This is a genomic window from Paraburkholderia terricola, from assembly GCF_900142195.1.
Lineage (GTDB): Bacteria > Pseudomonadota > Gammaproteobacteria > Burkholderiales > Burkholderiaceae > Paraburkholderia > Paraburkholderia terricola.
In genome coordinates this window covers 48162-65225 of sequence record NZ_FRAB01000001.1, presented here as the reverse complement: position 1 = coordinate 65225, position 17064 = coordinate 48162, and the positions used below count along the sequence as shown (strand labels likewise).

The window sequence follows — 17064 nt, the reverse complement described above, 5'->3', positions numbered from 1 at the left end:
CACCAGAAAGCAGGAGACTTGCATGACTGACGCCGTAATCGTATCGACCGCCCGCACGGGTCTCGCTAAATCATGGCGCGGCGGTTTCAACATGACGCACGGCGCGACGCTCGGCGGCCACGTCACGCGGGCCGCCGTCGAGCGCGCGAAGCTGGACCCGGCGCGCGTCGAGGACGTGATCATGGGCTGCGCGAACCCCGAGGGCGCGACGGGCATGAACATCGCGCGGCAGATCGCCTTGCGCGCGGGTTTGCCGGTCAGCGTGCCGGGCATGACGGTGAACCGTTTCTGCTCGTCCGGTTTGCAAACGATCGCGCTGGCCGCGCAACGCGTGATCGCCGGTGAAGGCGAGGTGTTCGTGGCGGGCGGCGTGGAGTCGATCTCCTGCGTGCAGAACGAGATGAACCAGCACATGCTCACCGACGGCTGGCTCAGCGAGAACAAGCCGGAAATCTACTGGTCGATGTTGCAGACCGCCGAGAACGTCGCGAAGCGCTATTCGATTTCGAAGGAGCGCCAGGACGAGTACGGCGTGCGCTCGCAACAGCGCGCCGCGGCCGCGCTCGAAGCCGGCCGGTTCAACGAGGAGATCGTGCCGTTGACGGTGCTCGCCGGCGTCGCGGACAAGGCAACGGGCCGTCTTTACACGAAGGAAGTGACCGTCAGCGGCGACGAAGGCATTCGTGCCGACACCACGCTCGAAGGCGTCTCGAAGATTCGCACCGCGCTGCCGGGCGGCGTGATCACCGCGGGCAATGCGAGCCAGTTCTCGGATGGCGCATCGGCTTGCGTCGTGATGAACGCGAAGCTCGCGGAACGCGAGGGCTTGCAGCCGCTCGGCATTTTCCGCGGCTTCGCGGTGGCCGGTTGCGAGCCGGACGAGATGGGCATCGGCCCGGTGTTCGCGGTGCCGAAGCTGCTCAGGCAGGCGGGCTTGAAGGTCGAGGATATCGATCTGTGGGAATTGAACGAAGCGTTCGCGGTGCAAGTGCTGTATTGCGCCGACAAGCTCGGCATTCCGCATGAGCGTCTGAACGTGAACGGCGGCGCGATCGCGGTTGGGCATCCGTATGGCGTGTCGGGCGCGCGGCTGACCGGTCATGCGCTGATCGAAGGCAAGCGGCGCGGTGCGAAGCTCGTTGTCGTGACGATGTGTATCGGCGGCGGGCAGGGCGCGGCGGGTTTGTTCGAAGTGGTTTGATGCGGCGCGGGTGGCGGCAGGCGGACGCCGTGTTGTCGTTGTCCGGCATTCGCCGCCTGCGCGGCTTGCCGGCAATCAGGGCAACGCCATTCCCGTAGTCGGCAGACTCAGCGTTCCTCGATCGACGAAGCGCGTCGTGCCCGTCAAGCCGCCCGCCAGCTTGCCGCGCAGAACGTACGGAAACTGCCCCGACTGCGCGGCCCCCGCGAACGCGAAGGCCTGGCGAACCGCGGCGAAAGCCGGCACCGTGAGCGGCACGTCGACGACGGTTTCGCCGAAGCGCGGCACGGTGCCGACCTGATCGCTGACACCGCTCGCGAACGGCTTGCCGTTCAGTTCGAGATCGAGCGACACGCCGTTGAAGCTCACCGCGGATTCGTTCGGATTCTGCACCCGCAGCTTGACGTTGAAGCGCATCTCGAAGCCTTGGCCGTCGAGCGGCTCGATGCCGGCGACGTTCACGCGCAACGGATCGCCGAACAGGCTCGCGCAACCGTTGAGCGTCAGCGTGATGAAAACCGCGAGCATGGCCAGCAGAACAGGACGGCCGCGCAGCAGCGCGCGATGGAAGGACATGACCGGCACCTCGAAGCAAGCGGGTTAGGCATGCATTGTACCGGGCGGTATTGCTCGCCACGATGCGTTTCAGGCCGCGCGCCGCAGCTTGTTTCGACGAGGCATCGCCAGATGCCGCACGGCTTGACGCATCGAACCGTGACGTGGGTTTTCAGCGTGCCAAGGCCGCACGACGAACGCGTCGGTACGCGCATGCGTTGCGCTGATCGACACGACGCCGCGCTGCTGCGTGACATGGTGTTCCTCAACGCCGGACGCTTCGATCATTTCATCCGACTGAGTTCACCGAGCACGTACCTCGATCTGGCCGACGAAGCACTGCGCAGGTTAGGGCGTTTGGCGGTGCGAATGGCGACGCATGCGCCGTGATCCGGGCTATATACCCACACGCGACAATGGTGCTCGCGCGTCGGCAACGCCATCGCGGTTATCATTTCTCACTGCCGCGCGCCTGTCGGCGCATGCAAAATTCAAACTCTTCGCAGCCCAACGCAGCGAATCGAACAAGGTGATGCCATGATCCGTCATATCGTGATGTGGAAACTCAAAGAACACGCAGAGGGCGCCTCGCGCGCTGAAAACGCGCTGAAGCTGAAGGAAAAGCTGGAAAGCTGCCGCGACATCGTCCCTGGCATTCTGAAGCTGGAGGTCGGCATCGCGGCGCCGGGCCTCGAATCGAGCTACGACATCGTGCTGGTTTCCGATTTCGCCGACAAAACCGCGCTCGACGCCTATCAGGTCCACCCCACGCACGAAGCGATCAAGGGCTTCGTCGGCGCGGTGCGCGAAGCGCGTCAAGCTGTCGATTACGAAATCTGATCGCGGCGATGACCGATTCGCCCTCATCCAAAGCGAGCAACGCGTCCCTGCCGGAGAGCCCGTTCGTCGACCGGCTCGGCGTGCGGTTGTTATCGGCGGCCGACGGCGTCAGCGAACTCGCGCTGCCGTTGCAGCCGGATCATATGAATACGTGGGACGTCGCGCACGGCGGCGTCACGATGACCCTGGCCGACGTCGCGCTCGCCATGGCCGCGCGCAGCCTGGCCGGCGACGGCGTCGGCGTGGTCACGGTCGAGATGAAGGTCAATTTCATGCAGCCGGGCCGCGGTGAACTGCGCGCCACCGGCCGCGTGCTGCACCGCTCGACCACGATGGCCTATTGCGAAGGCGAGATCCGCGACAGCGAAGGCCACTTCGTCGCCAAGGCGCTCGGCACCTTCAAATACATGCGGCGCCTCGCCGTGGGCCGCGACGTGACGCGGCAGCGTCTGCGCAGCGACCCGTCGGCGAAACCCGGTCCAAGCGACGGCTGACCGGCGGATGCCGGGCGTGCGCGTGCCGGGATCGAGCCCCGCGCTTGCTCGCCGCCGCGCTTGTCCGTCGCGGTTCGTCGTCTAGCGTTCCGGGTCCGCGCTTCGGCGGACGCCGTTCGAATCATTCGCCGATCACATCGGCAACTTAGGAGACGATCGTCATGCCACAGATCAACCGTCAATTCGTACTGGCTTCGCGTCCGCAAGGCGCCGTCACGCCCGATAACTTCAAGCTCGTCGAAACGCCGCTCGCTCCGCTCGCCGATGGCGAGATTCGCGTGCGCAATCATTTCCTGTCGCTCGATCCGTACATGCGCGGCCGCATGAACGACAGCAAGTCGTACGCGCCGCCGCAGCCGTTGAACGAAGTGATGATCGGCGGCACGGTGGGCGAGGTGGTGGAATCGAAGAATCCGAAGTTCGCGGTCGGCGACAAGGTCGTCGCGATGTTCGGCTGGCAGGAATACGGCACCTCGAACGGCGAAGGCGTGCAAAAGGTCGACGACACGCACGTGCCGCTGTCCGCGTATCTCGGCCCGGTCGGCATGCCGGGCGTCACTGCGTGGTACGGCCTGAACCGCATCCTCGCGCCGCAAGCGGGGCAGACGGTGGTGGTCAGCGCGGCGAGCGGGGCGGTCGGCAGCGTGGTCGGCCAACTGGCGAAGCTGGCCGGTGCGCGCGCGGTCGGCATCGCGGGCGGCGCGGACAAATGCCGCTACGTGATCGAGACGCTCGGCTTCGATGCGTGCGTCGACTACAAGGCCGGCAATCTGTATCAGGACCTGAAGGCCGCGACGCCCGGCGGCGTGGATGGCTGCTTCGAGAACGTCGGCGGCGAAGTGCTCGAGGCGACGATCGCGCGCATGAACCCGTCCGGCCGCATCGCGCTGTGCGGTTATATCGCGGGCTACGACGGCCAGCCGGTACCGCTCAGGCATCCGTCGCTGATCCTCACGCAGCGGCTGCTGGTGCAAGGCTTCATCGTCACCGAGCATCTGGATGTGTGGCCCGAGGCGCTCAAGCAACTCGGCACGCTGGTCGCGCAGAAGAAGCTGCAATACCGCGAGACCATCGCGCAAGGGCTCGACGCCGCGCCCGAGGCGTTCATCGGTCTGCTGAAGGGCAGGAACTTCGGCAAGCAGTTGGTCAAGCTGATCTGATCGCGGCTCATGGCTCACCGCTCACCGCTTACGCTGCGGATGCAAGCACCGCCGATCACACCAGGAGTTTCATGATGTTCGAATTCGCAGGCAAGGTGGCGGTGATCACCGGCGCGGCAAGCGGTTTCGGCCGCGCGTTCGCGCAGAAGGGCGCGGCGCTCGGCATGAAGCTGGTGCTCGCCGACGTGAACCCCGAAGCGCTTCGGCAAACCGTCGATGCACTGCGTGCCGCCGGCGCGCAGGCGCTCGGCGTGCCGACCGACGTCTCCAGCGCGGCACAGGTCGAAGCGCTTGCGCAAGCTGCGCTCGACGCCTTCGGCAAGGTCCATCTGCTGTTCAATAACGCCGGGGTCGGCTCCGGCGGCTTTGTGTGGGAAAGCTCGGCGAACGACTGGGCCTGGGTGTTCGGCGTCAACGTGATGGGTGTCGCGCACGGCGTGCGGGTCTTCACGCCGATCATGCTCGCGCAGAACGAGCCCGCGCATATCGTCAACACGGCGTCCGTCGCGGGCTTGCTGTCGCCGCCCGCGATGGGCGCCTACAACGCGTCGAAGCACGCTGTCGTGTCGCTGACGGAGACGCTCTATCACGATCTGCAACTGGTGCAAGGGGGGCAGGCGTCGAACGGTCTGGTCGGCTGTTCGCTGCTGTGTCCGGCCTTCGTTCCGACCGGCATCGCCGATGCCGAACGCGCGCGGCCCGCGGATCTGCGCAACGACAGCCGCCCGACGCGCTCGCAGATCGCCGCCGGCAAGCAACTGCATCGCGCGGTGCAGGCGGGCAAACTGAGCGCGGCCGACGTCGCCGACATCACGTTCGACGCGATCGCCGCGCGGCGTTTCTACATCGTCACGCACCCCGGCATCATGGCGACGGTGAAGCTGCGTCACGAGGACATCGAGCAATTACGCGCTCCCACCGATCCGATGTCGTTGAAGCCGGAAGTGAAGAGCGTGGGCTAGGCGTTCATGGCATCATCGGCGCTCTTTTCAATCCTCGGCGGTCACGCGCCAGTTAACGCACCATGCCGTTGAATCCAACGATCGAGCGGGTGCTCGACATGATCGTGCGCGCGAAGCGCCCGCAACTGCACGAACTGACCGCGCAACAGGCGCGCGCCTCGTATGAGAAAAGCGCGTCGATTCTGGACATCGCGAGCGCGCCGATGTTCTCCGTGGAAGACCTGCACGTGCCGACGCGCGACGGCGCCGCGATTCGCGCGCGTCTCTATCACGCGGACGAGCCGAGCTGGGCCGAGCCCGCGCCGGCGCTGGTGTATTACCACGGCGGCGGCTTCACGATCGGCAGCGTCGATACGCACGACGCGCTGTGCCGGATGTTCGCGCGCGACGGCCGGTGCGCGGTGCTGTCGGTGGATTACCGGCTCGCGCCGGAGCACAAGTTTCCGACCGCCGTCGAGGACGCTTTCGACGCCTTGACGTGGCTGCACGCGCATGCCGCGGAACATGGCATGGATGCGAAGCGCCTCGCGGTGGGCGGCGATAGCGCGGGCGGCACGCTCGCGACGGTCTGCGCGGTGCTCGCGCGCGACGCCGGCATCGCGCTCGCGCTGCAATTGCTGATCTATCCCGGCGTGACCGGCTATCAGCAAACCGATTCGCACTCGCGCCTCGCCAGCGGCTTTCTGCTGTCGGGCGAGACGATTCAATGGTTCTTCAACCAGTACGTGCGCGACACGAGCGATCGCGACGACTGGCGTTTCGCGCCGCTCGACGGCACGCGCGGCGCGCCCGCTTTCGGCGGCCTCGCGCCGGCCTGGATCGCGACCGCCGAATACGATCCGCTCAGCGATGAAGGCGATGAGTACGCGGAAAAATTGCTGGCGGCGGGCAACCGCGTCACGCTGCGGCGCTACGCGGGCATGATCCACGAGTTCTTCAAGATGGGCGGCTTCGTGCCCGAGGTCGCGCACGCGCATGCGGATGCCGCGGCGGCATTGCGCGGGGCATTTGGGGACGAGTAATCGCTGCCGCGCCTAGACCGTCTCGTCGGCGCGAATCTCGCGTTCCACGTTGAACGCGAAACTGCGCTCGAAGTCGCCGGGGCGCACGATCCGGTGCGAGCCGTTGTCGTCGCTGCGCTCGGCGACGGCCACGCCGATCACGTCGCCATGCGCGACCACGCGCAACGCGGTGGTGCCGCGCGTGCCGTATTCCGGCGTCTCGATGAACGCCGCCGACAACGCCCGTTCACGTTCGAGCGGAATGCCGGTGGACGGCAATTCGTCGTCGCGGGCAAGGCGCGGATCGCGCATCAGATCGATCAGACGTTCGAGCAGCGGCATCGAGTCGCGGGCGAGCAGCGCGCCCAGTTCGGCGCGCTTGTTGACCAGCTTCGGCCACGGCGTATCGAGCACCGCGTTCGAAATGCCGTGCGTGCCGGGCGCAAGCAAGGTGGGCGCGATGTTCGAGCGGTTGCAATACCAGCCGAGTTCGCGGCGCGTCCAGTCGCCGACCAGCAGGTTGAAGCCGTTGTAAATGTCGCCGGTGCGGGCGACGTGGTGCAGATACTCGAGCGGCGTTGCGTGGGTCGAGTTGACGGAGCCAGGCGGCGAGCCGTTGAGCCAATCGCTAACCAGCGTGCCGCGCGTGGGCGCGTCGGCGCGCATTTCATGCGGCGCGCGGTAGTTGGTCAGTGCGGCGAAACGGCCGTCGCGCGACATGCCGAGCCACGTGCCGCCGCCCAGCAGATCGCGGCCGGCCAGCACGCCTGGCGCGTCGCGCCACCAGCCGATCGGCTCAGCCGTGCGGCGAAAGAATTCGTCGCGATTCGCGGCGAGCGTGAGGAGCGGGCCGTCGAGCGCGTCGGGCCGCCAGTCGAAAACGATCAGGCACATCGGGGGGCGTCTCCCGGTGGGGCGATGGCGTCGAAGAGGCCAGAAAAAAGCGGCGCCTGACCGCGCCGCTCTCTCTCGTTCCTCTGCTTTAAACCTCGGTTGGCAACCCGTACGGCAGCGCCAGGAACCGCAGCGCGGAGCCCTGGGCCGCGCCCAGATGCACCGAGCCGCTTGCCAGCGCCGCGAGCTTGATCTCGACCAGCAGATCGACTCCGCCGTCCTGCGCCGATGCCGCATTCACGACCATGCCGCACGGCTGGCCCGGATCGTCCGAGTGAAACAGTTCCGCGCCGGCCTGCACCGTTTCCAGTTCGCCGGCCACGTTGGCGAGCGACGTGCGCCGCTTGATCGTGCCGCGATACTGGCTGCGCGCGACCACTTCCTGGCCGGGATAGCAGCCCTTGCGGAAATTCACCGCGCCGAGCACGTCGAAGTTGACCATTTGCGGCACGAACTGCTCGACCACCGGCTGCGTGATGCGCGGTTCGCCCGCGCGAATGTCGAGCCAGTCCCAGACGGCCGGCGACACGCGCTTGAGCTTTTCGTCGAGCGAGGGCAGGTGCGCCTCGACTTGCGCCTTCGGGCCGACCCACAGATAACGCAGGCGGCCGAGCGCGTCCGGCACGCGGATCAGCGAACCGGCGGCGCCGTCCACCTTGACGTGCACGCCGTCGGGCAGCGCGTCGAAGACACCGGAGAGCGCGCGGCGCACGTCGCCCGCGAGGCCGATCACCGCCAGTTCGCCGCTTGCGTCCACGAGTTTGGCCTTCGCGCGCAGCACGAACATCGACAGCCGTTTCTGCGCCGCGGCCTGCACGTCTTTCGACACCAGCAGGCGGATCGTGTCGCCGCTGCGCCACGTGAGGAACGACGCCAGCAGACGCCCCTTGGCCGAGCAGTAGCCGGCGAGCCGCGCATTGGCGGCATCGAGATGCTGGGTGTCGTTGGTCAACTGGCCGTGCAGGAAGCTCGCCGCGTCGTCACCGGTGGCGTCGATCACGCCGAACTGCGTGAGCGGCATGTAGGCGCCGTGCTCGACCACGGCCTCGAATTCATCGGACGCCGGGCGCGGCAGCGTGGGAAGTCCGGCGGACGCGGCCGAAGGGACCGCGGCGGCGGGAGCCGAAGTCGTGCCTGAAGCAGTCGTGCCTGAAGCGCCTGAAGCAGCATTAGCGAGCGGTGTGTTCATGGATTCCCGGAACAGTCAATTCTGACTTTGGCTAAGGCAAACAAGTATTATATGAGGTCCAACCCAGCCATGTTTCGCATGTCCCTCCTGAAGAAATGTCTCGTCGCCGGCTCGATCGTCGTCGTGCTGGCCGGCGCCGCCGTTGCCGGCGGGTATTATTGGGCCAACCGCCCGCTCGAGTTGACCCCCGCGCAGCTCGACGTCACCGTCAAACCGCACAGCAGCCTGCGCAGCGTCACGTTGCAGCTCAATCGCGGCGGCGTGCCGGTCGAGCCCGAACTGTTCATCATCATGACGCGGCTGCTCGGGTTGCAAAGCGCGCTGAAATCGGGCAACTACGAGTTCAAGACGGGTGTGACGCCGTATGAGGTGCTGCAGAAAATCGCGCGCGGCGACGTCAACGAATACGTGGCGACCATTATCGAAGGCTGGACCTTCAAGCGCATGCGCGCCGAACTGGACGCCAATCCGGCGCTCAGGCACGACACGCTCGGCATGAGCGACGCCGCGCTGATGAACGCGATCAACGCGCCGGAAGCGCCGATCGGCAACGGCGAGGGGCTGTTTTTTCCGGACACGTATCTGTTCGACAAGAACACGAGCGACCTCGACGTGTACCGCCGCGCATACCGGCTGATGCGCCTGCGTCTGGACGAAGCGTGGGTCGCGCGCGCGGCGGACCTGCCGTACAAGACGCCGTACGACGCGCTGATCATGGCCTCGATCATCGAAAAGGAAACCGGCAGGAAGTCCGACCGCCCGATGGTGGCGGCCGTGTTCGCGAACCGGCTGCGCGTGGGCATGCCGCTGCAAACCGATCCGACCGTGATTTACGGCATGGGCGAAAACTACGCCGGCCGCATCAGGAAGAAAGACCTGCAGACTGACACTCCCTACAATACCTACACCCGGATGGGTTTGCCGCCTACGCCCATCTCGTTGCCCGGTGTCGCGTCGCTGCAAGCGGCGATGAACCCGGCGCAAACCACCGCGCTGTACTTCGTGTCGCGCGGCGACGGCAGCAGCATCTTTTCTGACACCCTCGGCGATCACAACAAGGCCGTGGACAAATACATTCGAGGGCAATGATGGCGCGGGGCAAATTCATCACATTCGAGGGCATCGACGGGGCCGGCAAGACCACCCATCTCGGCTGGTTCCGCGAGCGCCTCGAAACGAAGGTCGCGAGCACCGGCCGTTCGGTCGTCATGACGCGCGAGCCGGGCGGCACGCCGCTCGGCGAGCAGATCCGCGAGATTGTGCTGCATCAGAAAATGGACCTCGAAACCGAGGCCTTGCTGATGTTCGCGCTGCGCCGCCAGCATCTGGCCGAGGTCATCGAGCCGGCGCTCGCGCGCGGCGACTGGGTGCTGTCGGACCGTTTCACCGACGCGACTTTCGCCTACCAGGGCGGCGGGCGCGGACTGCCGCGCGACAAGCTGGAAACGCTGGAACGCTGGGTGCAGGGCGGGTTTCAGCCGGACCTGACGGTGCTGTTCGACCTCGCGCCCGAAGTCGCCAGCGAACGGCGCAGCGCGGTACGCGACCCGGACCGCTTCGAGAGCGAGTCGGTGGCGTTTTTCAACCGCACGCGCGCCGAGTATTTGCGCCGCGCGGAAGAAGCGCCGTACCGGTTCGCTATCATCGACTCGTCGCAAAGCATCACGCGAATTCAGAAGCAACTCGAAGAATTGATTGCAAGCCTTTGATTTTTAAAAAATATAAGCCGCCATTATAGCGACCTACGAAGTTCTTGTGACCTCTCGTGAAACGCCGTCAACTGATTGAATTCAAAGAGAAACGATGATTTATCCGTGGCAAGCCGATGACTGGAACCGCCTGCAGCAGTTGCGCGGCCACTGGCCGCATGCGTTGCTGCTTCATGGGCAGGCCGGCATCGGCAAACTGCGCTTTGCGCAGCATCTCGCGCAGGGCTTGCTATGCGAGGCGCAGCAGGCCAACGGCGAGCCGTGCGGCGCGTGCGTCGCCTGCAACTGGTTCGCGCAAGGCAATCATCCCGACTACCGGATCGTCGTGCCCGAGGCGCTGGCCGCTGAAGCCGGCGCCGGCAACGCCGCCGAGGAAAAAGCCGACAAGGCCGACGCCGACGAGGGCAAGAAGACTCGCGCGCCCAGCAAGGAAATCAAGATCGAGCAGGTTCGCGGTCTGCTGGACTTCGTCGGCGTCGGCTCGCATCGCGGCGGCGCGCGCGTGGTCGTGCTGTATCCGGCCGAAGCGCTGAATATCGCGGCGGCCAACGCGCTCCTGAAAACGCTCGAGGAGCCGCCCGCGGGCGTCGTGTTCCTGATGGTGTCGGCGCGCGTCGACCGGCTGCTGCCCACCATCATCAGCCGTTGCCGCCAATGGCCGATGAGCCTGCCGGCGCAGCAAGCGGCAACGCAGTGGCTGACCGCGCAAGGCATCGCCGAGGCACCCGCGCTGCTGGCGGAAGCCGGCGGCGCGCCGCTCACGGCGCTGGCGCTCGCGAGCGACGAAAACCGCGCGCTGCGCGACTGGACCCTGAAGCAATTGGCCGCCGGTTCGGAGTGTGACGCCTTCGCCTGCGGCGAGGCGCTGCAGAAGCTGCCGGTGCCGCTGGTGCTCGGCTGGCTGCAACGCTGGATGTACGATTTGCTGGTGCAGCGTACCGCCGGCGCGCCGCGTTATTTTCCGCAAGCCTCGGCGGCGCTGACGCGCTGCGCATCGCAGGCCGACGCTGGAGCGTTCGCGCGCTTCATGCGCACGGTGACGCGCCAGCGCGCCGTCGAGAACCATCCGTTGAATGCGCGGCTGGTGTTCGAGGAATTGTTCCTCGGTTATCGCGAGTTGTTCGCTTAGGTTGGTCACTGGGCGCCCTTTGGCCGGCAGCTCGCACGGCGTTTCCACGCTGTTTCCAATTCGATCTCACTCAAAACACCATGAGCCTTGTCTACCGCGATGCGACGCTCGACGATCTGCCCGCGATCGTTGCCATTTACAACTCGACCGTGCCGTCGCGGCAAGTCACCGCCGACCTGGAACCGGTCAGCGTGGCAAGCCGGCATGCGTGGTTCCACGCGCACGGTCCGCAAAAGCGTCCGCTGTGGGTCGTCGACGATCCGCGGCAGCCGGGCCGCGTGATCGGGTGGCTGAGCTTTTCGGACTTTTATGGCCGTCCGGCTTACCAGCGCACGGCCGAGGTCAGCATCTATCTGGACGAGCGCGCGCGCGGCAAGGGCCTCGGCAAGCAACTGCTGGCGGCCTCGCTCGCGGTGGCGCCGGCGCTCGGCATCGATACGGTGCTGGGTTTTATCTTCGGCCACAATGAAGCGAGCCTGCGCCTGTTTCGCGGCTTCGGTTTCGACACCTGGGGCTCGCTGCCGCGCGTCGCGGTGCTCGACGGCGTGGAGCGCGACCTGGTGATTCTCGGCAAGCGCCTCGACACCGGGTTTGCCACCTGATTCGCCACCTGATTCGCCACCTGATTCGCGCCGGCGCATTTTGATCATTAGTTAGCAGGACATCATCCCCATGTTTGTCGACTCGCACTGCCATATCAACTTCGAAGGACTCGCCGACCGCCTGCCGCAGGTGCTCGACAACATGCGCAGCCATTCGGTCACGCATGCGCTGTGCGTGTCGGTCGATCTGGAAACGCTGCCGTCCGTGCTGGACATCGCCAGCCGGTATGAGAACGTCTACGCGTCGGTCGGCGTGCATCCCGATCACGAGGACATGCGCGAGCCGAGCCTCGCCGAACTGGTCGAGCTGGCCGACCATCCGAAGGTGGTGGCGATCGGCGAGACCGGCCTCGACTACTACCGTCTGGAAGGCCGCACCATCGCCGACATGGAATGGCAGCGCGAGCGCTTTCGCACGCATATCCGCGCGGCGCATGCCACGCAAAAGCCGCTGATCATCCACACGCGTTCGTCGGCGGAAGACACGCTGCGCATCATGGCCGAGGAGCGCGCGGGCGAGCCGGGCGGCGTGATGCATTGCTTCACCGAACCGTGGGCGGTCGCGGAGCAGGCGCTGGCACAGAATTTTTATATCTCGCTGTCGGGCATCGTCACGTTCAAGAGCGCGACCGACGTGCAGGACGTCGCGCGCCGCGTGCCGCTCGAGCGCTTGCTGATCGAAACCGATTCGCCGTACCTCGCGCCGGTGCCGTATCGCGGCAAGCCGAATGAACCTGCGTACGTCAGTTATGTCGGACGCTTCATCGCGCAACAGCGCGAGATGCCGGATGCCGCGCTTGCCGCCGCGACCACGCAGAATTTCTTCCGGCTCTTCAAGATTCCGGCGCCTGCCGGGGTTTGAGTCTAAAAATCATAAATATCAAGTGGATAGGAAAGTTTCCTAAAGCAAAATATGAGAACTAATCCGATGTCGAACGCAGCGTTTCCCCTGATTCCAGTCACGCGAACCGCTCCCGCCTTGGCGCGGCGCGGTGCGGCCCGCATGGCGCTCGCGGCCACGCTGGCCTGCGCGGCGTTCACTGCGCTCTTTGCCGCGCCGGTTCAGGCCGCGCCGATCGACTCGCTGATCAAGTCGGTCAAATTCGACGACGTCGACGGCGTGAACAAGCTTCTCGCCAAGGGCATGGACCCGAACAGCGTCGACAACCAGGGCTATCCGCTGCTGGTATTGGCCGCGCGCGAGAAGTCGGACAAGGTGGGCGCTGCCTTGCTCGCGAATCCGAAAACTGATGTCGAGATCCAGGACAAGGCCGGCGAAAACGCGATGATGATGGCCGCGCTGAACGGCGACATCGAGTTCGTCAAACAGTTGATCGCGAAGGATGCCGAAGTCAACAAGAAGGGCTGGGCGCCGCTGCACTACGCAGCCGCGAACGGCCACGACGACGTCGTCAAGCTGCTGCTCGACCATTCGGCCTATGTGGACGCCGGTTCGCCCAACGGCACGACGCCGCTGATGATGGCCGCGCGCGGCGGCCATGTGTCGACGGTGAAACTGCTGCTCGACAATGGCGCGGACCTCACGGTGAAGAACCAGATCGGCCTGACCGCGCTCGATTTCGCGAAGACCTACAAAGAGCCGGACGTCGTCGAGGGACTGACGGCGCGCCTGCAGCAAATGCAACAGAAGTGAAGGGCGCGGCGAGGCGGTGTCCGAGCCGCCGCGCTCCGGTGCGCCGACGCCGGGTCCGCCGGCAAGCCGCGAACACCGCGCACGTAAAAGCGCCTGAAGCTAGCCGCTGTTGCCTGCTGCCGCTTCGCAAAACAGTGCAGAATGACGACTTTGGCGCGCCGCGTGGCGCGCCCTCGGGACGCGGCAGCAGACCGCGTGATAAACGACTGGAAAGGAACACCATGCTGCGGGCTTTGATTTTCGCCAGCGCGCTTGCCGCACCGCTATCGGCATTCGCGTTTACGGGAGGCGACCTCAACAAGCTGTGCACCAAGACGGACGTGGCGTCGCGTAGCGCGTGCGCCGCTTATATCGAAGGCGCCGCCGACGGCATCTTCAATACCATCGACGCGATCGGCGGCACCACCGGGCCGCGCGTCGGCCAGTACTTCTGCCTGCCGCAAGACGCGCGCTCGGCGCAACTGACCGACGCGGTGCGCAAGTACATCGCGGAAAATCCGATCGTCGCGGGCTACAACGCCAGCACGGCGATCTCGTTGGGACTCGGCAAGGCGTTTCCTTGCAAGAGCGGAAGCTGATCCAAACGACGGTCGACGCCTCGCACGCCGGGGTTAGCGGGCCGCCGGGCGCGGCCCGGGCAATCGAAACATAGACGGCGCGCCGCGTTTATTTCAGGCGTGTCAGTATCATCAGCGGGACGGGGCTTTCGGGCTCGCGCCCGCGTCGCCGGCGCCTTGCCGCCTCTTTCGCCGTGCGCGGCGAGCCGCACGCGCCGCGTTCTCGCGTCGCGGTCCGGCGATTCCGTGGTCCGATATCCAAGTCAGGAGGAACATGCGCTACCTGCCTACTCTCGACGAACTCAGCCGTATCGCCGAAGCGCCGCTGCATACGTGGCTCGGCGCGTTGATCGTCTCGGGCGTCGCGGTGCTGCTGGGCATCGGCATTCATCGGGTCGGCGCGCGCATAGTGACGCGCATCGCGCGGCCTTATCCGCTCACCAGCGTGGTGCTGCGCTACATCGACAAGCCGTCGCTGTTCGTCCTCGTGATCCTCGCGCTGGAGGCGGTGTGGTGGGAAGCGCCCGATACGCTGCGCTTCATCGCACCGTTGCGCGACGCCGCCGCGATGGCGCTGATCGGCGCGCTCACGTGGCTGTCCGTGCGCTCGGCGGCGGCCATCGGCGAGGCGATCATCCAGGCGCATCCGCTCGACACCGCCGACAATCTGCACGCGCGCCGCATCCATACGCAGGCGAGGGTGTTGGCGCGCACGGTGATGCTGGTGATCGTGATCGTCGGGGTGGGCGGCGCGCTGATGACGTTTCCGAATGTCCGGCAGATCGGCGCGAGCCTGCTGGCGTCGGCGGGCGTGGCTGGTCTGGTCGCCGGTATTGCCGCCCGGCCGGTGCTCGGCAATCTGATCGCCGGTTTGCAGATCGCCTTGTCGCAGCCGATTCGTCTGGACGACGTCGTCGTGATCGAGGGCGAGTGGGGGCGCATCGAGGAAATCACCGGTACGTATGTGTCGGTGCGTCTGTGGGATCAGCGGCGGTTGATCGTGCCGCTGCAATGGTTCATCGAAAATCCGTTTTCGAACTGGACGCGCAGCAGTTCGCAGATCATCGGCACCGTGTTTCTTTACGTCGATTACCGGATGCCGCTCGCGCCGCTGCGCGAGGAACTCGCGCGCATCGTCGAGAGCGCGCCCGAGTGGGACCGCCGCGTGCAGGTGCTGCAAGTCACCGACGGCACGGAGCGCTCGATGCAATTGCGCGCGCTCGTCAGCTCGCTCGATTCCGGCCTGAACTGGGACCTGCGCTGCCGGGTTCGCGAGGGGCTCCTCGACTTCATTCAGAAGCACTATCCGCAGTACCTGCCGCGCGCGCGTGCCGAAGTGTCGGCGGAGCTCGAAAACGGCAAGGGCGAGCCGCTCGACTGGGTGCCGCGCGGTGCGCGCACGCCGGCCGGCAGCACCGCCGCGCACACCGAAGCCGATCCGGTCGCAAGTCGTGGCAGCCGTCCGGCGGTGCCCGAGCCGTCGCGCAAGGTGAAGGAGAACGCCTAGCGCGGCCGGGCGGCGCGTGCGCGCAACTGCGTGCAACTGATCGGGCGCCCTGTGGTCGAACCGCCCACTGATTGACGAACCTGACGCGGCATGGCGCGCCACGCTTCACTCGCTTCGCTTCCTGCCGTCGAAGCGAGGCCGCGCTCAAAGCCGTGCGAACCAAGGAGGGCAACGAACATGGGCCGACTGATCGTCGTGTCGAATCGCGTCGCAACGCCGACGGAAACCAAGGGGTCGGCGGGCGGCCTCGCGGTCGGCGTATTCGGCGCGCTGAAGGACGCGGGAGGCGTGTGGTTCGGCTGGAGCGGCGACGTGGTCAGCGAAACCGTCGCCAACGCCGGTCCCACGCTCGAACAGGACGGCGCGGTGACGTTCGCGACCGTCGGCCTCACGCGCAAGGACTACGACCAGTACTACCGCGGCTTTTCGAACGCGACGCTGTGGCCGGTGTTCCACTACCGCAACGACCTCGCGCGCTACGAGCGGGAGGAATACGCGGGCTACCGGCGCGTCAACGCATGGCTCGCGCACAAGCTGATCAAGCTGCTCGAACCGGACGACATCATCTGGGTTCACGACTATCATCTGATCCCGTTCGCCGAAGCGCTGCGTTCCGAAGGCATCACGAACCGCATCGGTTTCTTCCTGCACATTCCGTTTCCCGCGCCGCAGATCCTGCTCAACATTCCGCCGCACGAAGAACTGGTGAAGTCGCTGTCGTGCTACGACCTGCTCGGCTTTCAGACCGCGACCGATGAACTCGCCTTTCACGATTACGTGACGCGTCATGCGCGCGGCACGGTCAGCGCGGACGGCCTCGTCGAAGCATTCGGCCGCAAGCTGCGCACGGGCGTCTACCGGATCGGCGTGTTTCCCGACGAAATCGCCGAACAGGCCAAGCGCTACGAAAGCCGCCAGCACGTGCTCGATCTGAAGCAGAGTCTGGAGGGCCGCAAGCTGATCATGAGCGTGGACCGGCTCGATTATTCGAAGGGACTGGTCGAGCGGTTCCGCGCGTTCGAGCATCTGCTGGAGCGCTCGCCCGAGTGGCGCGGCAACGTCACGCTGGTGCAGATCGCGCCGCCCACGCGCTCGGACGTCGCCACCTATCAGAAGATCCGCCAGGACCTGGAGTACGAGGCAGGGCGCATCAACGGGCGCTATTCGGGCCTCGACTACACGCCGATCCGCTATCTGAACCAGCAGTACGACCGCTGGAAACTGATGTCGCTGTTTCGCGAGTCGCAGATCGGCTTCGTCACGCCCTTGCATGACGGCATGAACCTCGTCGCCAAGGAGTATGTGGCCGCGCAGAATCCCGACGACCCCGGCGTGCTGGTGCTGTCGATTTTCGCGGGCGCGGCGGCCGAGTTGAGCGGCGCGCTGCTCGTCAATCCGCACGATGCGATCGGCATGTGCGAAGCCTTGCAGCGCGCGCTGCAAATGCCGCTCGATGCACGTCAGCGGCGTCACGAGATCAACATGGCGGCGCTGCGCAAGAACGATCTCGGCGTGTGGCGCGATACGTTCCTGCGCGATTTACGCAGTGTGCCGGTGCAGACGCCGGGCAAGGGCGGCGGGCATGGATGATGACGCATGGATACGGGGTG

18 protein-coding genes are annotated in these 17064 nt (G+C 65.9%); 15 read left to right on the top strand and 3 right to left on the bottom strand.

Going from position 1 to position 17064, the window contains the following annotated elements; genetic code table 11:
- The first annotated feature begins 22 nt into the window (after window positions 1-22).
- Window positions 23-1201: an acetyl-CoA C-acyltransferase gene (locus tag BUE39_RS00285; protein ID WP_073426668.1), complete on the top strand. Its 1179-nt coding sequence runs from the start codon at window positions 23-25 to the stop codon at window positions 1199-1201.
- A 75-nt stretch (window positions 1202-1276) separates the two neighbouring features.
- On the opposite strand, the gene BUE39_RS00280 is transcribed toward BUE39_RS00285, so the two are convergent.
- A complete protein-coding gene (locus BUE39_RS00280) occupies window positions 1277-1777 on the bottom strand; it encodes an LEA/WHy family protein (protein WP_073426667.1) in 501 nt (166 codons plus the stop codon).
- 516 nt (window positions 1778-2293) lie between these two features.
- Here BUE39_RS00280 and BUE39_RS00270 point away from each other — a divergent pair.
- The 5 genes from BUE39_RS00270 (at window position 2294) to BUE39_RS00250 (ending at window position 6234) form a co-directional block, all read left to right on the top strand.
- Entirely contained in the window at window positions 2294-2596 is a 303-nt protein-coding gene (locus BUE39_RS00270) for a Dabb family protein (RefSeq protein ID WP_073426665.1), read from the top strand.
- Between the two features lie 8 nt (window positions 2597-2604).
- Window positions 2605-3090 (top strand): PaaI family thioesterase, encoded by a 486-nt coding sequence (locus BUE39_RS00265; protein ID WP_073426664.1) that lies wholly within the window; start codon window positions 2605-2607, stop codon window positions 3088-3090.
- A gap of 161 nt (window positions 3091-3251) precedes the next feature.
- Complete coding sequence (locus tag BUE39_RS00260) at window positions 3252-4250, top strand: NADP-dependent oxidoreductase (RefSeq protein WP_073426663.1); 999 nt, start codon at window positions 3252-3254, stop codon at window positions 4248-4250.
- 74 nt (window positions 4251-4324) lie between these two features.
- Window positions 4325-5212, top strand: a complete 888-nt coding sequence (locus BUE39_RS00255) for an SDR family oxidoreductase (RefSeq protein WP_073426932.1) — start codon at window positions 4325-4327, stop codon at window positions 5210-5212.
- 62 nt (window positions 5213-5274) lie between these two features.
- Window positions 5275-6234 carry an alpha/beta hydrolase gene (locus BUE39_RS00250; protein ID WP_073426662.1) on the top strand — a complete coding sequence of 320 codons (960 nt, stop codon included), beginning with the start codon at window positions 5275-5277 and terminating at the stop codon, window positions 6232-6234.
- Window positions 6235-6246: 12 nt separating this feature from the next.
- On the opposite strand, the gene BUE39_RS00245 is transcribed toward BUE39_RS00250, so the two are convergent.
- Together BUE39_RS00245 and ygfZ are read right to left on the bottom strand one after the other, a co-directional pair.
- A complete protein-coding gene (locus tag BUE39_RS00245; RefSeq protein ID WP_073426661.1) occupies window positions 6247-7107 on the bottom strand; it encodes an NRDE family protein in 861 nt (286 codons plus the stop codon).
- A gap of 88 nt (window positions 7108-7195) precedes the next feature.
- Window positions 7196-8296: a CAF17-like 4Fe-4S cluster assembly/insertion protein YgfZ gene (gene ygfZ, locus BUE39_RS00240; protein ID WP_073426660.1), complete on the bottom strand. Its 1101-nt coding sequence runs from the start codon at window positions 8294-8296 to the stop codon at window positions 7196-7198.
- Between the two features lie 78 nt (window positions 8297-8374).
- On the opposite strand from ygfZ, the gene mltG reads away from it, so the two are divergent.
- The 9 genes from mltG (at window position 8375) to otsA (ending at window position 17044) form a co-directional block, all read left to right on the top strand.
- Entirely contained in the window at window positions 8375-9385 is a 1011-nt protein-coding gene (mltG, locus tag BUE39_RS00235; RefSeq protein ID WP_073426931.1) for an endolytic transglycosylase MltG, read from the top strand.
- Window positions 9385-10005 carry a dTMP kinase gene (gene tmk / locus BUE39_RS00230; protein WP_073426659.1) on the top strand — a complete coding sequence of 207 codons (621 nt, stop codon included), beginning with the start codon at window positions 9385-9387 and terminating at the stop codon, window positions 10003-10005. The genes mltG and tmk overlap by 1 nt, the downstream gene beginning before the upstream one ends.
- A gap of 94 nt (window positions 10006-10099) precedes the next feature.
- The gene (locus BUE39_RS00225) at window positions 10100-11134 is read left to right on the top strand and encodes a DNA polymerase III subunit delta' (RefSeq protein WP_073426658.1); all 1035 of its coding nucleotides are present in this window, start codon (window positions 10100-10102) and stop codon (window positions 11132-11134) included.
- A gap of 80 nt (window positions 11135-11214) precedes the next feature.
- A complete protein-coding gene (locus BUE39_RS00220) occupies window positions 11215-11736 on the top strand; it encodes a GNAT family N-acetyltransferase (protein ID WP_073426657.1) in 522 nt (173 codons plus the stop codon).
- 70 nt (window positions 11737-11806) lie between these two features.
- Window positions 11807-12598: a TatD family hydrolase gene (locus tag BUE39_RS00215; protein ID WP_073426656.1), complete on the top strand. Its 792-nt coding sequence runs from the start codon at window positions 11807-11809 to the stop codon at window positions 12596-12598.
- A 66-nt stretch (window positions 12599-12664) separates the two neighbouring features.
- On the top strand, window positions 12665-13390 hold the full coding sequence (locus tag BUE39_RS00210) for an ankyrin repeat domain-containing protein (protein ID WP_235004778.1): 726 nt from the start codon (window positions 12665-12667) through the stop codon (window positions 13388-13390).
- Between the two features lie 221 nt (window positions 13391-13611).
- Window positions 13612-13968 carry a Rap1a/Tai family immunity protein gene (locus BUE39_RS00205; RefSeq protein ID WP_073426654.1) on the top strand — a complete coding sequence of 119 codons (357 nt, stop codon included), beginning with the start codon at window positions 13612-13614 and terminating at the stop codon, window positions 13966-13968.
- A 253-nt stretch (window positions 13969-14221) separates the two neighbouring features.
- Window positions 14222-15454, top strand: a complete 1233-nt coding sequence (locus BUE39_RS00200) for a mechanosensitive ion channel family protein (protein ID WP_176035733.1) — start codon at window positions 14222-14224, stop codon at window positions 15452-15454.
- Window positions 15455-15631: 177 nt separating this feature from the next.
- A complete protein-coding gene (gene otsA, locus BUE39_RS00195; protein WP_073426653.1) occupies window positions 15632-17044 on the top strand; it encodes an alpha,alpha-trehalose-phosphate synthase (UDP-forming) in 1413 nt (470 codons plus the stop codon).
- Window positions 17045-17064 lie beyond the last annotated feature (20 nt).